Here is a 19,910-nt window from a genome sequence, read left to right as displayed (position 1 = left end):
GGCCATGAACGGTCCGGCGGCCGGTTATGGTCGACCACACAGACCACTGCACCAACGCACGCCACCGCACCACCACTTCACCTCCCCACCGCGCCGAAGGCCACGCAGGAGACCCGGCATGAGCACGCGATACGCCCCGGGCGACGACCGCACCGCGCTCGCGGTCCCCGCCTTCGACGCCGTGCTCTGCGACCTCGACAACGTCGTCCGCTTCTACGACACCGCCCCGCTCGCCGCCCTGGAGCGGGCCGCCGGACTGCCGGAGGGCGCGACGGCCGAGGTCGCCTACGCGCCCGAGGTCGATCTCCCGCTGCTCCTGGGCCGGATCACCCCGGCCGCCTGGGTGGAGGCCATCGCCGCAGGGCTCACGGAGCGGGTGGGCGCGGACCGGGCCCGCGAACTGGGCCGGGCCCTCGCGGACGCGCCCTTCCGGGCCGACGAGGAAGTGGTGGCGCTGCTGCGGCGGGCCAGGACCCACGTCCCGCTGGTGCTCGTCACCAACGCCACCCTTCAACTGGACGACGAACTGGCCCTGTTGGGCCTGACCGACCTGGCCGACGCGGTCGTGAGCAGTGCGGTGGAGCAGGTGGCCAAGCCCGACCCGGCCATCTACCGCATCGCGGCCGAGCGGGCGGGCGTACCGGCGGCTCGGTGCCTGTTCGTGGACGACCGGCGGGAGAACGTCGACGCGGCCGTCGCCCTCGGCATGACCGGCGTCCTCCACCGCGAACCGGCTGACCTGCGCGCCGCGTTGGGGCCGTACGCGGAGCGGGCTCCGCGGCCCGGCCGGGAGCGGTGACCCCGTGGACCGCGAGCCGGAAGTGCTGTCCGGTGGGATGGCCAGCGCCGGAGCCGTCCTCCGCCGCGGTGACGCAGTCGAACGTCCCGCCCCACCGCACGTGGCCGTCCTGCACGCCCACCTCCGGGCGCTGCGCGGGCAGGGTTTCGACGGTGCGCCCGTGCCCCTGGGCGTCTCCGCCTCCGGCCTCCGCGAGCGACTCTCGTACCTGCCCGGCGAGGTCGCCGTCGCCCCGTACCCTGCCTGGGCCTGGACGGACGAGGCCCTGCGCTCCGTGGGGGCACTGCTCCGGCGGATGCACGACGCGGCGGAGGCCGTACCGTTCGACCGCGCTGCGGACTGGCCCGCCGAGCTGGCCGACCCCCTGGGGGCGGCCGCTCCCGGCGCGGTGATCTGCCACAACGACGGGTGTCTGGAGAACGTCGTGTTCCGGGGCGGTGGCGCGGCCGCCCTCATCGACTTCGACCTGGCCGCGCCGGGCCGCCCGGTGTGGGACGTGGCCATGGCGGCGCGTTACTGGGCGCCGATGCGGGGGCGCGCCGGTCTCGACCCGGCGCACCGGCTGCGGGTGCTGGCCGACGGCTACGGGCTGGGGCGCGCGGACCGGGCGGCCCTGCCCGGGGTGATCGAGCAGGCCACCGCCGTGTGCCGGGCGTTCGTCGAGTCGCGGGTGGCGCGGGGGGACGCGGCGTACGTGGCGGCGTACGCGGAGAGCGGCCGGGCGGCGTGGGACCGGCACCAGAGCCGGCTGGCGGGCCGTCGCCGGGAGCTGGCCGCCGCCCTGCTCGCCGACTGACCAGCGCCTGGCGCAGCCATGCGACTTCGGCCCCGCAGCCGTCAGCCGCGCGGCCTCGGCTCCAGGCCCGTCCGCAGCTGGACGAACGCGTCCTCGGCCGCCTGCACCGCGCCCGCGTAGACCCGGTCCGCGCTCTCCCCCGCGTCGATCCGCCGCCAGTTGTCCAGGGCCAGGATGCGCAGGACGGCGACGATCTGCCCGGCCGCGAGCCGTTCGGACACCCCGCCGCCCAGCGCCCGGGCGAGGGCTGCCTCGGAGCGGCCCTGGTAGGCGTGCATCCGGGCCACCAGCGACGGCGTCCCGTACAACAGGCGGTGGAACGCCAGCACTTCGGGTACGTCGCACAGGCCGGTCACCGGGTCGCGCCGGTCGAGGCCGTCGAGGAAGTGCCGGCGCAGGGCGTCCAGCGGGCTGTCGCCGGAGGTCCGTCCGGCGACCACCCGGGCGGCCTCGTCCTCGTGGTCGGCGAACCGGTGCAGCACCAGGTCCTCCTTGGCGGGGAAGTACCGGAACAGCGTCGGCTTGGAGATGTCCGCCGCTGCCGCCACCTCCGCCACCGACACCTTGTCGAAACCGCGCTCCAGGAACATCGCGATGGCGGCGTCGGAGACCGCCTGGTACGTCAGCTGCTTCTTGCGCTCCCGCAGACCGAGCGGCGCAGGGGGCCGCCGCCGCGCGTGGCCGGACCCGCGGGCGGACCCGCTTCCGGGCTCGTTCCCGGGTCCGCCTCCGGGCTGGTTCCCCGGCCCGCCCACGGGTTCGTTCCCGGCGTTCTCTCCGCTCATGACCATGAAGCGTACGCCCTTGATCTCAAGCGGACTTGACGTCGCCGCCCGGGGCCCGGGAGCCCTCGGCCGTCCTGCGGACCAGCGCCTCCACCCCGTCCAGCAGGCGTTCCATGCCGAAGGTGAACTCGTAGTCCGCCTCGTCCGGCTCGCTCATCACCCCGGTCTCCAGCTGCCGGGTGATCCCGGGGTGCCGCTCGGGGTCGACGAGCCGCTTGAGGGTGCGTTCGTAGGAGGCCATCAGTTCCTCGGGCGTGATCCCGCGCGTGGCGACGGCGGCCGCCAGGTCGCTCACCATCAGCGCCTCGCTGCGGACGAAGTTGGAGATCAGCAGGATCACCGAGGTCTTGTCGCCCTCGGCGAGGCCGGTGCCTCCCAGCGCCTGGAGCCCCTGCTCCCACCACGCGATCGAGTTCGGCGTCGCGGGCGGGCCGCCGATGGGGATCCGGAGCGCCCAGAGGTTCGCGCGGTAGCGGTCGCGCTGCGCCGACGCCCATTCGGTGAGCGCCGCCCGCCAGCCCGCGCCCGTCTCCAGGGCGGTCAGGGGCTCCGGCGGGCCGACGGCCGCCTCCTGCATCAGGACGTACAGCTCGTCCTTGGCGGAGACGTACCGGTACAGGGACATCGTGGACGCGCCGAGTTCCTGGGCGACCCGGCCCATCGACACGGCCCCGAGCCCGTCGGCCGCCGCGACACCCACCGCCGCGGCCACGATCCGCTCCAGGCTCAGGCCGGGCTTCGGGCCCTTGGCCGGGCGGTCCCGCAGCCCCCAGGCCGCCTCCAGGCTGGCCGGCAGGTCGCCGCCGTCGCCGCCGCTCTTCTCCGTCACCGCATCCCCTTCGCCCGGCGTCTCGTCCACGCCGCCGCCGCGTCCCGCGCCCCCGTACGCCTTGACCCCATCCTAGGGATGCGTAATGCTTACGCAATAACGCGTATGTCATACGCAGAAAAATGCGGAAGAGGTCCCGACATGACCGGCCCGAACGACCCGAACCCTCCAGCCGACACCCGTACAGCCACCGGCATCAGCACCGGCGAAGCCCCCACCATCGAGGCGTACGGCCTCACCAAGTCCTACGGAAAGCCCGCCGTCCGGGTCCTCGACGGCATCGACCTCCAGGTCGGGCGCGGCACCGTCTTCGCCCTGCTCGGGCCGAACGGGGCCGGCAAGACCACCACCGTCCGGATCCTCGCGACGCTGACCGAGGCCGACTCCGGCACCGCCCGTGTCGCGGGGTACGACGTCGTCGCCGACCGGAGCGCGGTGCGCCGCTCCATCAGCCTCACCGGCCAGTTCGCCGCCGTGGACGAGACCCAGACCGGCGAGGAGAACCTGCGGATGATGGCCCGGCTCACCGGGCAGTCCCGGGCAGCCGCCCGGCGCCGGGCGGCGGAGCTGCTGGAGCGCTTCGACCTCACCGCGGCGGCCCGCCGCCCCGTCCGCACGTACTCCGGAGGCATGCGCCGCCGCCTCGACCTGGCCGCCGGGCTGGTGGGCTCACCGGAGCCCGGGGTGTTCTTCCTGGACGAGCCGACCACCGGCCTCGACCCACGCAGCCGCCAGGAGCTCTGGGAGGTCGTCCGGGGACTGGCCGCGCGCGGGGCGACCGTCCTGCTCACCACCCAGTACCTGGAGGAGGCCGACCGCCTCGCCGACCGGATCGCCCTGCTGAACCGGGGCCGCATCGCTGCCGAGGGCACTGCCGCCGACCTCAAGTCCCGGGTCGGCGGGCACCGCCTCGATCTGGTCCTCACCAGCCGCGAGGCCTATCTCCACCTGGCCGCCCGGGCCGTCCACCACTCCCCCGAGACCCTCACGCTCGGCCTCCCCACCGACGGCTCGGCGGCCCAGGTGCGCGCCCTGCTCGACGAGATCGATCCGACCGGCAGCACGATCGAGAGCTTCCGTCTGCACAGCGCGACCCTCGACGACGTCTTCCTGGCCCTGACCTCGAACGCGCCCACGGCCCCGAACGCGCCGACTCCCCCGAGCACGCCCACGATCCCGGAGGCATCCAGCCGTGTCTGACACCGCCGTTCAGCAGAGAAGCCCCGCCCGGCACACGGACGCGGCCGTACCGGACCCCGGCCGCGGGCCCGGCCCGCTCACCCACACCGTCGTCATGGCCGCCCGCGCCCTGCGCATCAGCAGCCGCAACATCGACGCGCTGATCACGTCCCTGGCCCTGCCGATCATGCTGATGCTGATCTTCGTCTACTTCTTCGGCGGCGCGATCGACACCGGCACGGACTACGACTCGTACGTCATGTACGTCGTCCCGGGCGTCCTGCTCCTGTCCGCCGGGTTCGGCGCCGCGACCACCGCCACCGCCGTCAGCGAGGACATGAAGGGCGGCATCATCGACCGCTTCCGCTCCCTGGACGTGGGCGGTACGCCGGTGCTCGCCGGGCACGTGGCGGCCAGCACCGTCCGCAATCTCTGCGCCACCACCCTGGTCTTCGGCGTCGCGCTGCTGATCGGCTTCCGCCCGGCCGCCACCTGGAGCGGCTGGCTCCTGGTGGCCGTCGTGCTGGTGGCCTACATCGTGGCCCTGTCCTGGATCTCGGCGGCGATCGGCCTGCTGGCCCGGACCCCGGAGGCGGCGAGCGGCTTCACGTTCTTCATGTCGTTCCTGCCCTACCCGAGCAGCGCGTTCGTCCCGACCGAGAACATGCCGGACTGGCTGCACGGCTTCGCCGACCACCAGCCGATCACCCCGGCGATCGAGTCGCTGCGCGGGCTGCTGCACGGCCAGGACGTGGGCAGCACCCCCTGGATCGCGCTCGCCTGGGCCGCCGGAATGCTCGTCGTGGCGATCAGCGCCTCCGGGACGCTGTTCCGGATCCGGACGCGCTGACCCGCCGGCCCTTCAGCGACCCGCCGGCCGTTCAGCACACGCCGAACGGCTCAGCACACGCCGAACGGCTCAGAACACATCCGGGCACCACGGCCGCCGGCCCGCACGGAACACCGCGTCCGCCGTCGTCGCCGCGCCCGCCCGCAGCTCCTCGGCCCGGCCCAGGTCCACCAGCCGCCGCACGGACTCGTCGCCCAGATACAGCGTGGACAACTCCCCCACTCCCAGGGCCAGATCGGCGCTCCGGGTGGTCGGGGTGCAGCGCGCGCCGGAGGGCGATGCGTCCAGCAGGAAGCGGCCGCCGGCCAGGCCCGCCTCGTCCAGCACCTCCAGGACGAGCGACGCCTCGGTGCCGTAGATCCGGGCCTCCAGGGCACGCGGCACGTCCAGCATCCGCAGCCACAGCCAGTCCGTGGTGGTGACGATCCGGGCCGCGCGCGGGTCGGGGAGGAGCAGCGGGAGCAGGTCGTCGGGTGCGCGGTAGCCCGAGCGGACGGTGGTGATCCAGTCGACCGAGCAGAGGTAGTGCCACAGGGCCCGCTCCGCCGCCGGGTTCGCCGCGATCAGGTCCCGTACGGAGGCGGTGTTCAGCGGCTGCTTGGAGTCGCCCCACTTGTCGTCCACGCCGTACACCAGCAGGCCGTCGACCGTGCCGTCGGCGGCGCGGTGCACCACGTAGAACGGCTCGGTCCAGGTCTCGTGCGCCGCGCGGGGCGCGACGCCCGTACGGGTCCGCCACCACCGCTCGTCGCGGCCGACGACGCCGGGCTGCCGGGCCGCCAGCGCCGCGTGCACCTCGGGGCCGGTCTTGCGGATCTCCGCGCCGTCGACCATCTCGATCCGGCCGCCGCCCGCCGGCTGCCCGGAGCGGCGCGGGTCGAGCCCGGCGCGGGGCACGGAGACCTCCCACTCGGCGGCCCAGGCGGCGGGGCCGAAGCCGTACCGCCCGTAGATCGGGTACTCCGCGGCGATCAGCGAGGCGACCGCCTCGCCGCGCTCCTTGGCCGCCGCCAGGTCCGTCGCCATCATCCGGCTGAGCAGCCCGCGCCGGCGGTGCGTGGGCGTCACCGTCACACCGGTGATCGCGTCGGCCGTCACGGTGGCCCCGCCGACCACGGTCAGCTGCTGGGCGAACGAGCGGAAGGTCGCCACACAGCGCCCGGCGTCGAAAACGCCCTGCATACGGGAGAGGTCCGTATCGCCGAACCGGTCGGCGACCAGCTCCTCGCCCGGCTTCTCGGCGGCGGGGGTCAGAAAGCCGGTGCCCACCGCCTTCATCCAGTCGGCGATCTCGGAAGGGGTGACGGGGCGGACATCGAGGCTCATCCTCCCACGCTAGGCAGGCGCGCCTCAGAATGTCGCGCGAATTTCCCCGACCTCCGCCGCCCCGCCGAGCAGCGGCGAGCGCCCGATCCGGGCGACCACCGGGGCGTCCACGTCCAGCAGTTCCAGGGCCCGGGCCAGCACCGGGCCCAGCGCCCGGGTGGCGCCGTCGTCGATCTTGAAGGCGAGGGCCCGGCCGTCGGCCAGGGCCACTGCCTGGACCGCCTCGGCGCCCATCTTGGAGAGCGTCCCCGGCACCTCGCCCATCAGCCAGGTGTCCGGCCGCCGGGTGCCCGCGACGTACTCCGGATGGGCGCGCATCGCGTCCGCGACCCGGCGCTCGGCGCTGCCGGGCTCCGCCAGCACGAAGGACCGGAAGGCGCGGGCCAGCCCGGTCAGCCCGATCGCCATCAGCGGGGCCCCGCAGCCGTCCGTGCCGACCGCCGCGACGGGCTCGCCCGCCGCATCGGCGACGACCTGGCCCACGAGCTGCTGGAGCGGGTGGGCGGGGTCGAGGTAGGTAGCGGTGTCCCAGCCGTTGCGGACGCAGACAGCGAGCATGGCCGCGTGCTTGCCGGAGCAGTTCATGGTGATCCGCTCGCGTACGTTGCCGCCCGCGAGGTAGGTCTCCGCCTCCACCGGGCCCAGCGGCAGGTCCGGCGGGGTCTGCAGGTCGGCGGTGGTCAGCCCGTGCTCGGCGAGCATCTTCCGTACGAGGTCGAGGTGGAAGGGCTCCCCGGAGTGGCTCGCGGCGGCCAGCGCCAGCCGTTCGCCCGACAGGTCGAGACCGGCCCGCAGGATCGCGGCGGCCTGCATCGGCTTGTTGGAGGACCGAGGGAAGACCGGCGCCGTCGGATCGCCGATCGCCCGCTCCACGCTTCCGTCGGCGGCCAGCAGGACCAGCGACCCCCGGTGGTGGCCCTCCGTGAACCCGGAGCGCACGACCTCGGCCAGGACGGGCGGGGCGGGGGCCGGGGCGGGGGATATGGCGGACGGGGCGTCGGTCGACGTCATGGTGGCCTTCCGGGGACGGGGGTGCGGGACCCGCGCCCGGAAGGATCGCTTCAGGCGAGCAGGTCGTCTACTTGTGCTTCACCGTCACGGTACCTGCGGGCGATCTCCGCGCTGCAATCGTCGGCGGTGCGCTGGAGCTCGTGACGGCGGCGCGAGACCTGCTGTTCGTAGCGGACGAGCCGCCCCATCGCCGTGTGCAGTTCCTCGTCCGTCCGGGCGTCCAGATCGGACAGCTCGACCTCGGCGAGGGTCTCGGCGGCCAGCCGCCGGAACTCGTCGCCGCGCGGCGTCGTCAGCGTGACGTGCCGGGCGGAGGAGCGGTGCCGGGACGGGGTGTCGGCCAGGATCTCCGAGAGCCGGCTCACCACCGCCGCGTCCTCCACCGGCGCCTCCGGGTCCCGGCGGCGGGCCAGTTCGGCGCGCAGGATGTCGATCCGCCCCTGCACGAGCCGGCGTACGTAACCGATGTCGGCCTCGTCGCGCTGGGCGTCCCGGCGCAGCGTCCGCAGCTCCGGCAGCCGCAGCCCGCCGAAGCCCGCGTCGCCGCCGGACTGCTCGGGCACGGTGGCGGGCCCGGACACGGGTGCCTGGGCGGTCGGCGGCAGCGGCACGGGGCCCTGCCCTGGCAGACTGCGCTGTACGGGTGACCGCAGGGTGCTGGTGCGGTGACGTGCGCCCGGTACGGCACCGGGAGATTGTCCGGTTCCATATGTACTCATGCTGTTCCGTCCCCTCGACCGGTGCGTCGGCACACCGACATCGTGCATCGTGCCACTCCGCACGGTGCCGATGCAGGCGCTCTGTACCCGTTCAGCCCAAGATAGGTTGGTCTGTATGCGTGCAGTGGTACAGAGAGTGGACGGCGCGAGCGTCTCCGTCGCCGGTGCGGCGGACGACCCCTCGGCCCGTGGAATCGTCGGGGAGATCGTCGGCGAGGGCCTGTGCGTGCTGGTCGGGGTGACCCATGACGACACCCCCGAGAAGGCGGCGCAGCTGGCCCGCAAGCTCTGGTCGGTGCGCATCCTGGAGGGCGAGAAGTCCTGTTCCGATGTGCATGCGCCCCTCCTGGTGATTTCTCAGTTCACTCTCTACGGGGACGCCCGAAAGGGCCGCCGCCCCACCTGGAACGCCGCCGCGCCCGGCGAGGTCGCCGAGCCGCTGGTGGACGAGGTGGTGGCGCAGCTGCGGGCGCTGGGGGCGCAGGTGGAGACGGGCCGGTTCGGAGCGGACATGCGGGTCTCGCTCACGAACCACGGCCCGTTCACGGTGATCATCGAGGTGTAGCCGTACAGGGAGTGCCTACGGCTCGACGACCGTCTCCTGGGCGGCCGCCGTGTCCCCGGCGATCAGCTCCGCGTCGACGGCCACGTTCCGCTTGACCAGGGCCAGGGCGATCGGACCCAGCTCGTGGTGGCGGGCCGAGGTGGTGATGAAGCCGAGCTGGCGGCCCTCCTGGCCCTCCGCGGCCAGCCGCACCGGCGTCCCGTGTCCGGGCAGGTGCACCTCGCTGCCGTCCAGGTGCAGGAAGACCAGCCGGCGCGGCGGCTTCCCCAGGTTGTGGACGCGGGCCACGGTCTCCTGGCCCCGGTAGCAGCCCTTCTGGAGGTGGACGGCGGTGCCGATCCAGCCCAGCTCGTGCGGAATGGTCCGGTGGTCGGTCTCGAAGCCGACGCGCGGCCGGTGCCCCTCGACGCGCAGCGCCTCGTACGCCAGGATCCCGGCGGCGGGGCCGTGGGCGGCGGCGTACGCCTCCAGCCCCTCACGCGGCAGGAACAGGTCGCGGCCCTGCGGGGTCTCCCGTACGGCCACCGAGTCCGGGACCTCCGCGATGGAACCGGCCGGGAGGTGGACGACCGCGTGGTCGGCGGTGCGGTCGGCGACCTCGACCCGGTAGAAGAACTTCATCGACTCCAGGTAGGCGATCAGGTCGGCCTGGGTGTCGGGTTCGACGTGCATCCACACCGTCGTACCGTCGTCCACCAGATACATCGCGTGCTCGATGTGCCCGTTGGCGGAGAGGATGAGCGCTTCGGTCGCCTGGTGCGGGGCGAGGTCGCTGACGTGCTGGGTGAGCAGCAGGTGCAGCCAGCTCAGCCGGTCGTCGCCGGTGACGGTGACGACGCCCCGGTGGGAGAGGTCGACGAAGCCGTTGCCGTCGGCGAGGGCGCGTTGCTCGCGGAACAGGTCGCCGTAGTGCGCGGCGACACCTTCGTCGCGGCCTTCGGCGGGGACGGCGCCGGGCAGGGACAGCAGGGGGCTCTTCATGCGCCCAGCCTACGACTTGGCGGAGGCTTCCTCCGCTGCCTCCCTGGCGGCCGTGCACGAGGCGCAGCGGCCGAAGATCGCGAAGTGCTTCATATCGGTCTCGAAGCCGAAGTCGCCGCGGAGCTTCTCGGTGAAGTCGGCGACGACGGAGAGATCCGCCTCGATGACGTCCTGGCAGTCCCGGCAGACCAGGTGGATGTGGTGGTGGCGGTCGGCCAGGTGGTACGTGGGGGCGCCGTGCCCCAGATGGGCGTGGCTGACGAGCCCGAGCTCCTCCAGGAGCTCCAGGGTCCGGTACACCGTGGAGATGTTCACGCCGGACGCGGTCCTGCGCACCTCGCACAGGATGTCGTCCGGCGTCGCGTGCTCCAGGGCGTCGACCGCCTCCAGGACGAGCTGACGCTGGGGCGTCAGCCGGTAGCCGCGCTGCCGAAGATCGGTCTTCCAGTCGGTGCTCACCACACGCCCAGTCTAGGCGTGCGGTCAAACACCCGCGGCGGCTCTGTCCAGGCGTGCGGTCGAACACCCGCGGCGGCTCTACTTGAAGAACGCGATGCCGTCGTCCGGCATGTCCTCAAGATTCCGGGCCATCTCGGCGACCTCTTCGGGGGTGACGACCTTCTTCAGGTGCGCCGACATGTACGGGCGCAGCTCGACCTCGGGCGTCGCCTTCTCGCCGACCCACATCAGATCGCTCTTGACGTACCCGTAGAGCCGCTTGCCGCCGCTGTACGGGCCGGAGGCCGCCGTACGGGCCACCGCGTCGGTGACCAGGTCGATCTGCGGCTTCTGGTCGGCCAGCTCGCCGTACCAGATCTCGATGACGCCCTGGTCGCGGACCATGACGACCTCGACCTTGCGGTCCTTGTCGATGCGCCAGTAGCCGGTCTCCGTCTCCAGCGGCCGGACCTGCTTGCCCTCTTCGTCCAGGACCCAGGTGCGGGAGACGTACTCCAGGAAGTCACGGCCGTCGTGGCTGAAGGTGACTTCCTGGCCGAAGTTGCACTTCTCGGCGCCGGGGAAGTCGGACACACCCGCGCCCGCCCAGTTGCCGAGGAGGAAGGCCAGCGGGACGAGGTCCGGGTGGAGGTCGGACGGAATCTCGATCATGAGCGGCTCAGACGATCTGTGAGGGTACGAGGGGTGGGCGGAAACCGTGGGACGGCGAGGATCAGCGCTGGCCCTGGTACAGCTTCTTCACGGTGATCGCGGCGAAGGCGGTGACGCCGACGCAGACCAGGATCAGCAGGGCGGTGAAGAATGCCTCAAGCACAGGGAGCTCCTCGTGACGAGCGGGTGGCGGCGGTGACAGGGCCGGGCCCCCAGCCTAATGGGTGGGGGCCCGGCCTTCTCGTTCAGGTGTCGGCCGCGGGCGCGCGGCACGGGTCTCAGCCGAGCAGCTGATTCTGCAGGATCAGCGTCTGCTGGAAGGGGATGCGGCCCGTCTCCCGCTTTCCGGCACGCTCGTGCACGACGAGGGCGACCGTGTCGCCCGCCAGGGTGTACGCCTGCCGGACGTGCTCGGCGCCGAAGGGCGCCTGCTCGGCGAAGACGTACGTGGAGAGGTTCTCGACGTTGTTGGCCGAGCTCCAGGTGCCGTCGATCTCGGTGGTGTCCGTACGCTCCAGCGGTGTACCGGCCGAAGCGCCCACGTGCAGATCGTCGAGCAGCCGGCTCGCGAACGCCGTGGAGTTGAACCGCACCAGATAGATCCGGGACGTGGTGCCGTCCGGCATGGTCCAGCCGCGGGCCGCGATGTGGCGCGGCGCGGCGTCCTGGAGGAGCTGGGCCACCGACGTCCGGTCCTGCTGCCGGTAGGCGTCGAGGAACGTCTCCGTGGAGATCCAGCCGCCGGTCAGCTTCTTGTCCGGCACCGCTCCGGCGGGGGCCGGCAGCAGCAGGTCCCGCAGGTCGGCGTGGTGGATCTCGGCCGGGTTGCCGGCCGCGAACGGCCGGGGCGAACCGGCCGGGAGCGCGGGCAGCGACAGCTCCGGGTAGTCCCAGCGGCCGTCGCCCTCGGTGGCGAGCCCGGGTACGTCGGTCCGCTCCAGGGAGGCGATCCCGAAGGCCGTACCGGTGCCGAGCACCCCGAACGCCAGCGCGGCGGCCGTCCACCGCGCGACGGCCCGCAGCACCCGCCGGGGCGGCTTCGGCGACGCGTCGGGGCCGGGCGGGGCCTCGGGCGCCAGGGGCGGGGCCTCGGGCATCGCGGGGACCGCGACCGGTGCGGGCGCCTCTGCTGCCTCGGGGGTCACCGCCGTCCCGGGGGTCACCGTGGTCTCGGGGGTCACCGTGGTCTCGGGGGTCACCGTCTGGTCGCTCATATGTACTCCCCCGGGGAGGTGATGTGGTCGAGCTGGTCCTTCACCAGGTCCCGGACGGCGGACGGGCTGAACGGCTTGCTGCCGTTGGCCTCGACGCTCACCGAGACCTCACCGTCGTAGGCGATGCAGCTGACGCCGTCGAGGGTGTTCTTGTCGCCCTTCGGCAGCCGGTAGCAGGTCACCTTCTTGTGGCCGTCGATCGTCGGGCCCTTGCGGAAGTCACCGAAGGAGTCCAGCAGTTTCTTGCGGTCCAGGTACGTCTGGCGCACGGCCCGCTTGTCCCGCATCTTCACGATCTGGACGTTCACGACGAGGTCGTTCTCGGCCGAGGTGTACGAGCGCTGCGCCACGCCCTGGATGCGGAGCCGCTCGACCAGCTTGTTCAGCTCGCGGCGGTCCTTGCCGGCCAGCCCGCGCCCCATCTCCTTCATCGCGGCGGTGGCCTTCGCACCGCTCGTCTCGCTGTCGTTGCCGATCTCGCCGATGTCCGGGCCGAGCCGGTACCCCTGGGGGACCGGCAGCAGAAGCCGGGTCAGCTCGGTGTCGTGGCGGCCCCGGGACGGGTCGCCCGCCGGGTCCTTGCCGGTGGGCGCGTGGTCGTCGTCCCAGACGGCCGTGGTGACCTTGCGGTCGGCGGCGTTCACGGTGGCGTCGGTGTACACGGCCGCGCCGCCGATCGCCGCGAGCACCAGGCCGACCGGCAGCGCGGTCAGCAGCACCCGGCGCACCCGGCGGCCGGGGGCTGGGGCGGGAGCGGTGTCGGGGACGGCGGCCGGGACGGCGGGGTCGGGGGCAGGGTTCTTCTCGTCGTTCACAGCCGCTCCAGCTGTCGCTCGGCCAGCGTCCGGATGTCCTTCTTGCTGATCGGGACGGTGTCGAAGATGTTGATGTCGAGCGTGATGTCACCGCGCACGGCCAGGGCCCTGGCCCGGTAGGAGGGGAGGTAGCCCGCCTCGCGCTCGACCGGGTAGAGGAAGTAGCGGCCCTCGCGGCTGCCCTTGATCGGGTCCCCCACGTCGTCCGCGCCGCCCATGTCGCCGGGCATGTACATCATCTGTTCGCTGAAGTGGTCCGCCGCGCCGAGCGTGTCCCCGGACCGGAACTGGATCAGCTCGACCGTGGTCTCCCGGTACTTCCCCTGCGTCCACGAGGCCGAGGCCACCCGGCGCAGATCCGCCGCGGCCAGCGTCTCGAACATGTAGTGCGGGTCGTCGTAGTAGTTCTCCACGTACTGGTCGATCGGCTCCCAGCCGTCGTCGAGACCCAGCCCGTCGGTGAAGGCCTTCTTCGCGCCCTTGGGCCGGTCGACGAGCAGCTTGCGCAGGTCGCCGTCCGTCCTGACCCGCCGGTCCTGGGCCGCGGGCAGCGGGGCCCGGTCGGCGGCCGCCGGCTTCGCCGGATAGCCGATACCGGGCTGCGACAGGGCGGTCAGCGGCGTCGGCTCCCGCTCCGCCTGGACGCCGTAGCCCACGGCGACTCCGGCGGAGATCCCGAGCAGCGCCGCCGCCGCGATGATCAGCGTCGTACGGCCGCGCGGCCGGCGTCGTACGGGCACGTCGGCCGGGACGGCCGGGGCCGGCGGCTCGGCCTGCGCGGGCGGGGCCGGCACGGGTGCGGGCCCTTCCGGCGCGGCAGGAATGGTGTCGTTCGGTTCCAAAAGGGTCCCCCCAAAAGACCTGAGGCGCGGGTTTCCCTTACCTGCGCGCACAAGTGACCCCCAGGTCAGCGAGGAGGTTGCCTTCCGGACGATTACAGTTCGGCATATGCCGAAGAAGCTTGTGATCAAGGTGACCGCCGGGCCCGAGGCCGCCGAGCGCTGCTCGCAGGCCTTCACCGTGGCGGCCGTGGGCGTCGCCAGCGGTGTCGAGGTCTCGCTCTGGCTGACCGGGGAGTCCTCGTGGTTCGCGCTGCCGGGCCGGGCCGCGGAGTTCGAACTGCCGCACGCCGCCCCGCTGCCCGACCTGCTGGACTCGATCCTGGCGGGCGGCCGGATCACCCTGTGCACCCAATGCGCGGCCCGGCGCGACATCACGGAGAAGGACGTGCTGGAGGGCGTACGCATCGCGGGCGCGCAGGTCTTCGTGCAGGAGGCCATGGCCGACGACGCCCAGGCGCTCGTCTACTGACGGCTCAGCGGCGCTTCTTGCCGTCCAGCTCGTCCCACCACTCGTCGGACTTCGGGTCCCCGGAGGGGTCGTCCCACCAACGGTCCTCCGGACCCCGCCGGTTGGCGATCATCGCGGCGACCGGCGGGATCACCATGGCGACCACGCACATGCCGATGGCGACCGGCATGGACCACAGGCGCACCACGGCCCAGGCGGACACGAAGAGCGCGATGCATCCGCCCATCATGAGGAAGTAGTTCCGCCTGCGTCGGGCGTACATGCTCCCAGCGTAGGACTCCGCGGGCGGGACGGCACGAAGGGCCGCACCCCGCGTCAGGTGGCGTCCAACCCCCTGGGGTGCGGCCCTTCGGCCGTTCTGGGTGCCGTGGAAACGGCGTACCGCGGATCCCGCGAAGGATCAGACGGCGATGGCGACCTCGGAGAGACCGCCGGTCTGCGCGACGACCGTGCGGTCGGCGCTGCCGCCCGGAACCAGGGCGCGGAGCGTCCAGGTGCCCTCGGCCGCGTAGAACCGGAACTGTCCGGTCGCCGAGGTCGGGACCTCGGCGGTGAACTCACCGGTCGAGTCCAGCAGCCGCACGTAACCGGTGACGGGCTCGCCGTCGCGGGTCACGCTGCCCTGGATGGTGGTCTCGCCGGGCTTGATCGTCGAAGCGTCGGGGCCACCGGCCTGTGCTCCACACATGGTTCTGTCCTTCTGGTCGGGTCGTGCGGGTCGGTCGGGTTACTTGGCGGGGCCGAGCTCGATCGGCACGCCGACGAGGGAGCCGTACTCGGTCCAGGAACCGTCGTAGTTCTTGACGTTCTCCTGGCCGAGCAGCTCGTGGAGCACGAACCAGGTGAGCGCGGAGCGCTCACCGATGCGGCAGTAGGCGATGGTGTCCTTCGCCAGGTCGACCTGCTCGTCCTCGTAGAGGGCCTTGAGCTCGTCGTCCGACTTGAAGGTGCCGTCGTCGTTGGCGTTCTTCGACCACGGGATGTTGCGGGCGCTCGGCACGTGGCCGGGGCGCTGCGACTGCTCCTGCGGGAGGTGCGCCGGGGCGAGCAGCTTGCCGCTGAACTCGTCGGGCGAGCGCACGTCGACCAGGTTCTGGCTGCCGATGGCCTTGACGACGTCGTCGCGGTAGGCGCGGATCGACTCGTCCTGCGGCTTGGCCGTGTACTGGGTGGCCGGGCGGGTGGGAACGACGTCGGTCAGGTCGCGGGAGTCGAGCTCCCACTTCTTGCGGCCGCCGTCGAGGAGCTTGACGTTCTCGTGGCCGTACAGCTTGAAGTACCAGTACGCGTAGGAGGCGAACCAGTTGTTGTTGCCGCCGTAGAGGACGACCAGCGTGTCGTTGCCGATGCCCTTCTCGCTGAGCAGCTTCTCGAAGCCGGCCTGGTCGACGAAGTCACGGCGGACCGGGTCCTGGAGGTCCTTGGTCCAGTCGATCCGGATCGCGTTCTTGATGTGGTTCTTCTCGTACGCCGAGGTGTCCTCGTCCACCTCGACGATGGCGACCTGCGGGTCGTCGATGTGGGCCTCGACCCAGTCGGCGTCTACCAGGACGTCGCTGCGGCTCATGTTGTTCTCCTCCGGGGCAGTCTGCGGCGGGGTGGTGCGAAACGCGGAGTTGCGAGGTGCGGGTGTACGCGCGGAGGCACGGAACGCGGCGCGTACGGGGCACGGCGTCGGCCCTGACTACGGTCGAAGGGCCGGGGAGAAGCGGGACGGGTGCGAACGCCCCGCTCAGAAGGTGCGACAGAGCATGGCGGCGACGCGGCACAGGTCTACTGCCCGCCGCTTCGTGAGATCCGCCTGTCGCTTCATGGGTCCGATCGTAGGGAGGTACGGACGGAGATGTCACCGTCGTGTCGCATGATGAGACACGATCATCCGTGATGTGAGACGAAGAAGGGGTCGGCGGACCCTCCGCCCCGCGCCGGGCCCCTCCGAGCCTTCCCCGCATCTGCGGACCGGACGCGGTTGTCTCACCATCCGGATCGATCGGTCAGCCGGTCAGCCGGTCAGCCGGTCAGGGCAACGTCCGAGCCGGTCACCGAGATCTCCAGGCCCTTCTCCGTCACCTTGACCTGGTGGAGCTCCAGGCCCTTCGGCAGCCCGTCGACGTCACCCTCGAAGTCGGTCTTCTTGCGGATCAGTTCCTCGACGCCGGGAAGCCCTTCCCCCGGCACCTTGTCCGCGCGCATTTTGATCGTGTGACCGTCGACGCGGGCCACGGTGGACAGCACGCTGCGCGAGATCGGGCGGCCCAGGACCTCGACCGTGCCGGTGACCTTCGCCTTGCCGTTGCCGCCGTACTCCACGACGACGCCGTCGCTGGCCGCCGCCGTCAGATCCTCGTAACTGACGAGCGCGGTGCCGGTGGCGCGGGCGGCCGTGGCGCTCCGGTAGCCGGACCCGAGCTTCACGTCGTGCAGCTCGGCCCGGACCTCGCTGACCCGCATCGCACGGCCTGCGGCGCTGGTCTCCATGCCGGTGAGGCTGACGTCGACCCGGTCGAGCTGCGAACCGGCGAGCTGGGTGAGGAAGGGGAAGCCCTTGATCGAGATCTCCGTCGTGGCGGGGCCGCCCCCGCTGATCGTGACCCGGTCCTCCGCCTCGGACTCGGCGAACCAGACGGCGGCGCGGTCGACGGCGATGAAGAGGCCGCCGACCACCACCACCAGGACCAGCAGTATTCGCAGTGCGCGCATGTGTCGTTCCCCCACCCTGTGCCGATCGGTCCCCCTGGCGCCCGTGAGCCTACTGCCGCAGGAACAGGAGCGGGCACCCTGGATGATCGACGAGCGACGGCCCCCCATCGGTTCCCGAGGGGCCGTCGCAGGACGGCGCGTCAGAGGACAGCACGGCCGACCAGGTGGACGACCGGGGCCGCCACGGTCAGCGGCAGCGCCACCCCGGCGGTCATGTGCACGAACCGGGACGGGTAGTCGTAGCTCGCCACCCGCAGTCCGATGAGCGCGGCGCCGCCCGCCGCGAGACCGAGCAGCGCGCCCTTCGCGCCGAAGTCCGTCAGCGCGCCGACCGCGATGCCCGCGCCCGCACCCGCGAGCAGGGCCACCACGACGGAGGCCGCGCCGGGCAGCGGGAGGGCCCGGGCGAGCGTGGCCGCCGCGACGGCCACCCCGCCGACCGCCACCGCGTCCGGGAGCGCCGCGAGATGTCCGCCGGCGAGCACCGCGAGGGACGCGGAGACGACGGTGGCCATCAGCCCGTACATCCGCTCGTCGGCCCCCGCGTGGCTGCGGAGCTGGAGCACCACGGTGAGCAGCACCCAGACGCCCAGGGTGCCCAGCAGCGCGGCGGGACCGTGCTCCCGGCCCGCCGCGAGCAGGGCGACATCGGCGACGAGCCCTCCGGCGAAGGCGAGCGCGATGCCCTGGCGGGCCGGCCACATGCCGTTGAGCCGGAACCATCCGGCGGCCGTCACCGCCTGGAGGAGCACCACCGGGACGAGCAGGGCGTACGTCCCGATCGCCGCGCCCCCCGCGAGCAGCAGGCCCAGTACGGCGGTGAGCGCCGCGGGCTGCATCCCCGGCGCGATGATCGGCGAGCGGCCCTCGGCGCGGGCCCGCTGGGCGTCGGTGATCCGGGCGTTGCCCAGCGTCGTGGGCGCGCTGTAGCCCGTGTCACCGGGCCCCGGCTGCCCGGTCGCGCGCTCCGGTGCGGAGGGCGAGCCGGGCGCCGCGGCCGGTGCGGCGGGCGGGACGGGCGGGGCCGGGACCTCGGGCGGCAGCGGGAAGGAGCCCGAGGCGGTCTGAGGCGGCAGATAAGCGGTGTCGGCCGCCGCGGGCCGGTAGGGGGGCTGCTGGTGCTGCTGCCCCTGATGCTGCGGTTCCTGGTACCGGGGTTCCTGGTGCTGCGGTTCCTGGTACCGGGATTCCTGGTACTGCTGCTGGTACGGAGCGTGCGGCTGCGGCTGCGGCTGCGGCGTCCCGTACGTGCCGGGCTGCTGTTGTGCGTACGGATCCGGCTGCGGCGCCCCGTACGCCTCCGGCTGCCCGTAACCCTGCCCCTGCGCCCGGTGCGGTTCGTCCGGGCGGATCGTCGGCTGGTACTGCGTGTCCCAGGTCGGCGCCTGCCACGTCTGCGTCGCGCCCTGGTCGAAGGCGGCCGGATCCTGCGGCGCGGCGGGCCCGCCCGCCGTCCCGTCGGGCCAGTGCGGCGACGACGGCTGCGGCTGCTGCCGCTCGGGGTCGTACGGAGACGGGTACGGGTACTGCTGATCGCTGCTGCTCATGGCCTGCGGTTCACCCTCCTGCGAACGGCGGGAGCACCTCGACCGTGCCGCCCTCGGCAAGGCGTACGGTCTCATGCCCGCGGCTCCCGACGGGGTTCCCGTCGATGAGGAACGAGCACCGCCGCAGCACCTGGCTCAGCTCGCCGGGGTGCCTCTCGCGCACCGCGTCGAGCGCCTCGGCGAGGGTCGCCGCCGCGTACGGTTCCTCCGCGGTGCCCGCGGCGGCCTTCGCCGCAGCCCAGTAGCGGATCGTCCCCGCTGCCATGGCGCCACTCCTTCGGTCGGTTCGTCGGACGCCTCGTGCGTCAGCTCTCCATGATGGGTCACGCGGGCAGTGCGGCCGTCGCCCAGTCGGCGATACGGGCCAGGAGGGCGTCGTCCGCCGCGTTCTCCGCGTGGCCCATCCCCCGCTCCAGCCACAGCTCCGCACCGCCGGGCCCGGCGGCCTCCGCCAGCATCCTCGGGTGGTCCAGCGGGAAGTACGGGTCGCGGTCGCCGTGCACCAGGAGCAGCGGGGCCGGGGCGATGAGCGGGACCGCGGCGACCGGGGAGAGCGGGACGGGGTTCCACTCCTCGGTGGCGATGCGGGTACGGAATCCGTAGCGGCCGACGAGGCGGCCGGTGGGGCGGGTGACCACCCAGTGCAGCCGGCGCGCGCTGCGTGCGCCCCTCGCGCTCCGGTACGCGAACGGGCGTATCCGCGTCCGAAGAATCGTCCAGGGAATCGCCCGTGGGTCCCGCCGTATACAAAGCCCCGTGCCGGAGCACCACGGAGCCGCCCATCGAGAACCCGACCGTAACGATCCGGGTGTGCCCGAGCTCCCGCGCCCAGGCCACAGCGGCGGCCAGGTCCAGCACCTCGCGGTCGCCCACGGTGGAGCGCCCGCCGGACCGTCCGTGGCCCCGGAACGAGAACGTGATCACGGCCGCACGCTGGGCGAACGCCCGCGCGGCCCGACGTACGGCCGGGCGGTCGGCCGAGCCGGTGAAGCCGTGCGCGACGACGATCGCGGGGGTCGTCGCGGGGTGCGCCGCGGAGGTCGCGGCCACCCCGTCGCGCGCCGCCGCGGAACCCGCCGTACACGGTTCGTACACCGCCTCGACCCGTACGCCGTCATCGGTCAGCAAGGTGGCGCAACGGGGCGGAGGCGTGAGCAAGGGAACAGAAGAACTCAGGAATCGACCCTCGGACACGGAACTCATGTGGGCTATTCTGCTGCGAAGAGGATCCGGGCAATGCAGCCCCCGGGTCCTTTTGTGCTTTACCGGCGTTGTTACGACGACGTTTCCACAAGCTCAGCGGTCCCAGGGCGCGGGACCGCACCGTAGAACCCGCATGACGTACGAAGCAGTGCCGCATACTCCCCCGGGTC

At 72.7% G+C, this 19,910-nt stretch carries 24 protein-coding genes and 1 pseudogene; 6 read left to right on the top strand and 19 right to left on the bottom strand.

The features are described from left to right. Positions 1 to 118 precede the first annotated feature (118 nt). Together AC0VY3_RS01620 and AC0VY3_RS01615 are read left to right on the top strand one after the other, a co-directional pair. Entirely contained in the window at positions 119 to 799 is a 681-nt protein-coding gene (locus AC0VY3_RS01620; protein WP_475548722.1) for an HAD-IA family hydrolase, read from the top strand. Positions 800 to 836: 37 nt separating this feature from the next. Next, positions 837 to 1,595 (top strand): phosphotransferase, encoded by a 759-nt coding sequence (locus AC0VY3_RS01615; protein WP_475551621.1) that lies wholly within the window; start codon positions 837 to 839, stop codon positions 1,593 to 1,595. A 41-nt stretch (positions 1,596 to 1,636) separates the two neighbouring features. Here the strand turns inward: AC0VY3_RS01615 and AC0VY3_RS01610 are convergent, their stop codons facing one another. Together AC0VY3_RS01610 and AC0VY3_RS01605 are read right to left on the bottom strand one after the other, a co-directional pair. After that, the gene (locus tag AC0VY3_RS01610; RefSeq protein ID WP_181010993.1) at positions 1,637 to 2,386 is read right to left on the bottom strand and encodes a TetR/AcrR family transcriptional regulator; all 750 of its coding nucleotides are present in this window, start codon (positions 2,384 to 2,386) and stop codon (positions 1,637 to 1,639) included. 19 nt (positions 2,387 to 2,405) lie between these two features. Beyond that, positions 2,406 to 3,209, bottom strand: coding sequence for a TetR/AcrR family transcriptional regulator (locus AC0VY3_RS01605; RefSeq protein ID WP_103510988.1), 804 nt, complete (start codon positions 3,207 to 3,209; stop codon positions 2,406 to 2,408). Between the two features lie 141 nt (positions 3,210 to 3,350). On the opposite strand from AC0VY3_RS01605, the gene AC0VY3_RS01600 reads away from it, so the two are divergent. Beyond that, positions 3,351 to 4,409, top strand: coding sequence for an ATP-binding cassette domain-containing protein (locus AC0VY3_RS01600; RefSeq protein ID WP_475548721.1), 1,059 nt, complete (start codon positions 3,351 to 3,353; stop codon positions 4,407 to 4,409). Continuing rightward, positions 4,402 to 5,238 carry an ABC transporter permease gene (locus AC0VY3_RS01595; RefSeq protein ID WP_103510946.1) on the top strand — a complete coding sequence of 279 codons (837 nt, stop codon included), beginning with the start codon at positions 4,402 to 4,404 and terminating at the stop codon, positions 5,236 to 5,238. Before AC0VY3_RS01600 ends, AC0VY3_RS01595 begins: the two co-directional genes overlap by 8 nt. A 69-nt stretch (positions 5,239 to 5,307) precedes the next feature. On the opposite strand, the gene AC0VY3_RS01590 is transcribed toward AC0VY3_RS01595, so the two are convergent. From AC0VY3_RS01590 to AC0VY3_RS01580, 3 genes are read right to left on the bottom strand one after another with little or no spacing between them, the layout of a single operon-like run. Next, positions 5,308 to 6,564 (bottom strand): GNAT family N-acetyltransferase, encoded by a 1,257-nt coding sequence (locus AC0VY3_RS01590; RefSeq protein WP_475548720.1) that lies wholly within the window; start codon positions 6,562 to 6,564, stop codon positions 5,308 to 5,310. Between the two features lie 24 nt (positions 6,565 to 6,588). Then, entirely contained in the window at positions 6,589 to 7,575 is a 987-nt protein-coding gene (locus tag AC0VY3_RS01585; protein WP_475548719.1) for an asparaginase, read from the bottom strand. Positions 7,576 to 7,625: 50 nt separating this feature from the next. Then, positions 7,626 to 8,294: an RsiG family protein gene (locus AC0VY3_RS01580; protein ID WP_258047288.1), complete on the bottom strand. Its 669-nt coding sequence runs from the start codon at positions 8,292 to 8,294 to the stop codon at positions 7,626 to 7,628. Positions 8,295 to 8,409: 115 nt separating this feature from the next. Between AC0VY3_RS01580 and dtd the strand changes: the two genes are divergently transcribed. Then, the gene (dtd, locus tag AC0VY3_RS01575) at positions 8,410 to 8,859 is read left to right on the top strand and encodes a D-aminoacyl-tRNA deacylase (RefSeq protein ID WP_137234858.1); all 450 of its coding nucleotides are present in this window, start codon (positions 8,410 to 8,412) and stop codon (positions 8,857 to 8,859) included. A gap of 15 nt (positions 8,860 to 8,874) precedes the next feature. Here the strand turns inward: dtd and ygfZ are convergent, their stop codons facing one another. From ygfZ to AC0VY3_RS01545, 6 genes are all read right to left on the bottom strand, one after another. Beyond that, a complete protein-coding gene (gene ygfZ, locus AC0VY3_RS01570; protein ID WP_103510950.1) occupies positions 8,875 to 9,840 on the bottom strand; it encodes a CAF17-like 4Fe-4S cluster assembly/insertion protein YgfZ in 966 nt (321 codons plus the stop codon). A gap of 9 nt (positions 9,841 to 9,849) precedes the next feature. Then, on the bottom strand, positions 9,850 to 10,302 hold the full coding sequence (locus tag AC0VY3_RS01565) for a Fur family transcriptional regulator (RefSeq protein WP_103510951.1): 453 nt from the start codon (positions 10,300 to 10,302) through the stop codon (positions 9,850 to 9,852). A gap of 75 nt (positions 10,303 to 10,377) precedes the next feature. Beyond that, the gene (locus tag AC0VY3_RS01560) at positions 10,378 to 10,950 is read right to left on the bottom strand and encodes a heme-binding beta-barrel domain-containing protein (protein WP_103510952.1); all 573 of its coding nucleotides are present in this window, start codon (positions 10,948 to 10,950) and stop codon (positions 10,378 to 10,380) included. A 278-nt stretch (positions 10,951 to 11,228) separates the two neighbouring features. Continuing rightward, positions 11,229 to 12,164 carry a hypothetical protein gene (locus AC0VY3_RS01555; protein ID WP_181010994.1) on the bottom strand — a complete coding sequence of 312 codons (936 nt, stop codon included), beginning with the start codon at positions 12,162 to 12,164 and terminating at the stop codon, positions 11,229 to 11,231. Continuing rightward, the gene (locus AC0VY3_RS01550; RefSeq protein WP_475548718.1) at positions 12,161 to 12,979 is read right to left on the bottom strand and encodes a hypothetical protein; all 819 of its coding nucleotides are present in this window, start codon (positions 12,977 to 12,979) and stop codon (positions 12,161 to 12,163) included. The genes AC0VY3_RS01555 and AC0VY3_RS01550 overlap by 4 nt, the downstream gene beginning before the upstream one ends. Beyond that, entirely contained in the window at positions 12,976 to 13,773 is a 798-nt protein-coding gene (locus AC0VY3_RS01545) for a hypothetical protein (protein ID WP_242738714.1), read from the bottom strand. The genes AC0VY3_RS01550 and AC0VY3_RS01545 overlap by 4 nt, the downstream gene beginning before the upstream one ends. A 154-nt stretch (positions 13,774 to 13,927) precedes the next feature. On the opposite strand from AC0VY3_RS01545, the gene AC0VY3_RS01540 reads away from it, so the two are divergent. After that, positions 13,928 to 14,290, top strand: coding sequence for a DsrE family protein (locus tag AC0VY3_RS01540; protein WP_032766303.1), 363 nt, complete (start codon positions 13,928 to 13,930; stop codon positions 14,288 to 14,290). Positions 14,291 to 14,294: 4 nt separating this feature from the next. On the opposite strand, the gene AC0VY3_RS01535 is transcribed toward AC0VY3_RS01540, so the two are convergent. From AC0VY3_RS01535 to AC0VY3_RS01500, 8 genes and pseudogenes are all read right to left on the bottom strand, one after another. Further along, on the bottom strand, positions 14,295 to 14,552 hold the full coding sequence (locus AC0VY3_RS01535) for a DUF3099 domain-containing protein (RefSeq protein ID WP_030078377.1): 258 nt from the start codon (positions 14,550 to 14,552) through the stop codon (positions 14,295 to 14,297). Between the two features lie 138 nt (positions 14,553 to 14,690). Then, positions 14,691 to 14,978: a DUF1416 domain-containing protein gene (locus tag AC0VY3_RS01530; RefSeq protein WP_003968135.1), complete on the bottom strand. Its 288-nt coding sequence runs from the start codon at positions 14,976 to 14,978 to the stop codon at positions 14,691 to 14,693. Positions 14,979 to 15,017: 39 nt separating this feature from the next. Further along, positions 15,018 to 15,857, bottom strand: coding sequence for a sulfurtransferase (locus tag AC0VY3_RS01525; protein ID WP_103510954.1), 840 nt, complete (start codon positions 15,855 to 15,857; stop codon positions 15,018 to 15,020). 165 nt (positions 15,858 to 16,022) lie between these two features. Continuing rightward, positions 16,023 to 16,103, bottom strand: a complete 81-nt coding sequence (locus AC0VY3_RS01520; RefSeq protein ID WP_350310325.1) for a putative leader peptide — start codon at positions 16,101 to 16,103, stop codon at positions 16,023 to 16,025. Positions 16,104 to 16,300: 197 nt separating this feature from the next. Continuing rightward, complete coding sequence (locus tag AC0VY3_RS01515) at positions 16,301 to 16,990, bottom strand: LmeA family phospholipid-binding protein (RefSeq protein ID WP_242738716.1); 690 nt, start codon at positions 16,988 to 16,990, stop codon at positions 16,301 to 16,303. Between the two features lie 140 nt (positions 16,991 to 17,130). After that, positions 17,131 to 18,537, bottom strand: a complete 1,407-nt coding sequence (locus AC0VY3_RS01510; protein ID WP_475548717.1) for a hypothetical protein — start codon at positions 18,535 to 18,537, stop codon at positions 17,131 to 17,133. A 10-nt stretch (positions 18,538 to 18,547) separates the two neighbouring features. Next, a complete protein-coding gene (locus AC0VY3_RS01505; RefSeq protein WP_103510957.1) occupies positions 18,548 to 18,802 on the bottom strand; it encodes a MoaD/ThiS family protein in 255 nt (84 codons plus the stop codon). A 58-nt stretch (positions 18,803 to 18,860) separates the two neighbouring features. Next, positions 18,861 to 19,740, bottom strand: a pseudogene (locus tag AC0VY3_RS01500) (alpha/beta hydrolase). Positions 19,741 to 19,910: the final 170 nt, after the last annotated feature.

The sequence above is a fragment of the Streptomyces sp. iso_384 genome (assembly GCF_056172905.1).
Note: the sequence above shows the minus strand (reverse complement) of the source record. Positions and strands in the feature narration are given on the sequence as shown.